This window comes from Desulforhopalus singaporensis, assembly GCF_900104445.1.
In the GTDB taxonomy this organism is placed as follows: Bacteria; Desulfobacterota; Desulfobulbia; order Desulfobulbales; family Desulfocapsaceae; genus Desulforhopalus_A; species Desulforhopalus_A singaporensis.
Genome location: NZ_FNJI01000099.1, coordinates 1 through 2,181 on the forward strand (window position 1 = coordinate 1; position 2,181 = coordinate 2,181).

Annotated in this window: 3 protein-coding genes; all 3 read right to left on the reverse strand. The window is 38.8% G+C overall.

Annotated features, from left to right (window positions below; all coding sequences use genetic code 11):
- Window positions 1-95: 95 nt before the first annotated feature.
- Entirely contained in the window at window positions 96-566 is a 471-nt protein-coding gene (locus tag BLQ17_RS21885; RefSeq protein ID WP_092226398.1) for a hypothetical protein, read from the reverse strand.
- 188 nt (window positions 567-754) lie between these two features.
- Window positions 755-1,639, reverse strand: coding sequence for an RHS repeat domain-containing protein (locus BLQ17_RS21890; protein WP_092226400.1), 885 nt, complete (start codon window positions 1,637-1,639; stop codon window positions 755-757).
- A gap of 53 nt (window positions 1,640-1,692) precedes the next feature.
- Window positions 1,693-2,043: a hypothetical protein gene (locus tag BLQ17_RS21895; protein ID WP_092226402.1), complete on the reverse strand. Its 351-nt coding sequence runs from the start codon at window positions 2,041-2,043 to the stop codon at window positions 1,693-1,695.
- Between the last annotated feature and the right edge of the window lie 138 nt (window positions 2,044-2,181).

Genomic DNA, 2,181 nt, shown 5'->3' on the forward strand with positions numbered 1-2,181 from the left:
TGGCTTCAAGGCCTTTGCGGTCAATTTTTCTTCCATCATCAGTTTCCATGCCCGGAGTATAACATATGTCTACTAATCAATGAATTGATTGATATCTAGCCAGAGAATCTATTGAAGAAAAAATTCAAGACATCTATTGGGAATGAAAACAATGATACATCTTCTCTTTTGCAATAATAGAAAAGGAAAAAATACAAGCACATGCAGTTATAAAAAATAAATATAGTACACAGGATTTTATAGATACGATTTGCGTACTTTCTTCCAGAGAATCCCAGAGATGAGCTATCTAACTTCACTGTAGAGTATATATTTGCATATGCAATTCCGAAGAAAATTATGGCACCTAGCATTACTGGCATCGCAAGAATAAGTAATAAAAACTTCATTACTGGCAGATGTAGAGCTATCTCTTTTGTACTTACGACCAGAAATGCCACATAGACAACTGCAGCACAAAGTGTTAATGGTATAAAAAGCAAATATGGAATAAACAACGTTGGAGAGCGTTTGCAGCTATTTGCCTGATTCTTATCAGCTTTATCAACCTTTTTTGCCTGGGTCATTAATCAAAGCCTCCTTATGACTGAATATGGAACATGGTTATATCTTAGCTGCCTCGTAAAGAAAGTATAAAGATATGCACTGCCAGCTCATGAATAAATAGATGACACTGGCAAGTGCATATTCTGACAGCAATTATTTTCGCAATCTTGTCAAATTAGATAGCCTTTTGTTTACGCTATATAATTGACTATTTTTCACAATCATCTCTACTAGATTCCTTTTCTCTTTGCTTGTCGAAATAATCATCGATTTGAAAGGCATAAACACCCCAATCAACAATCCTACTAGGAATCGCAGTCAGTAACTGCATAGCCTCAGCAAGCTGTTCTACCCTTGGTTTAACATACTCATTCACTCTTTTTATCTTCTCCTGCTGGGCTTTGCTGTATGGAGAATTATCATATGGGCTATCGTCATTAGGTCCAAACTCATCCCTCATGCTGTCTTCAGTATTTTCTCCTCCATAAGAACCGGGATTTCCTAAACCTAATTCACCTGCAGACACCAATCCTAAAATATCATAGTTATTGACCCGATTATTTTTAGTATAAGAGTATAAGTTATTTCCTCCAATAATACCAATAGGATCCTCCGTAGTCCATACTCCGGCGGATGGGTCATACTGCCTGAAATGGAAATGGTAGAGTCCCGACTCCGGATCAAGCTGTTTGCCGGTAAAGGTAAACCGGTTGTCGGTTATATCCCCGGAGATAAGCTCCCCAAAGGCATCGTAGCGATATCGCGTTTTCTGCCTGCCGTTATGGGCGGTAAGCGCTACGACCGAACCGAGGCCGTAGTAGGCGTAATAAAGTCTTTGCCCCCTGGGCCGATTGACATGGTACTGACCCGAGTCGCCTGTGGTGTAGTCCTGGCGGCTGACAATCCTGCCCAAGGCACGGTGATAGGTGGTTATCTGCTGGCTACCGGAGCCGGTGATCTCCTGGAGGACTTCCAGGCCGTCATAGATATAGTCGGTACTCTTCACCTTTTTCGCCATGTTTTCATGCTTGCCGCAAAAGCCAATTCCAACATTTTCTTTGGTGACGAATCTGCAGTCTGGTTGGACTATCATTCCGGTAGCACCTAGGCAAAACCCTCAAAATTTAAGTCTGAATGTCCGGCAGATTAATAGATACTATACTTAAAGATATCATCAATATAATAATATTGTCCGTCAGCTAACATATAAATAATAATTACTGCAATTAAAGCATGAACAACATTCAGCGCTAACATAAAAAAATTCGTTTTTTTCAAAAGTGCATTTTTTATTGCAAGAAATAAACAATAAAAGAGAGCTGATTGACAATAAGACGCTAAAATTAACAATAAGAAAGCGTCAAATTTTCTAAAATTACAAAATGGCTCTTCGCCCGCTGCATAATAGATCAACAAACCGCTGATGGAATAAATTAAAAAAAGGCTGAACGTAATAACAATTTTTCTTAAATATTTTAAAAAATTATATTGAATCATACATCCCTCATCGATAAAATCGGTGGTCAGAGTTTGTATTAAGGCCAGCTATTCCCGTTTTAGCGACTTATTCGTCAAAGACGCAACTCTTCATGAGGTATCAGAGGTTGTCATGATGAATTTTAAAGGAGCAAGGCT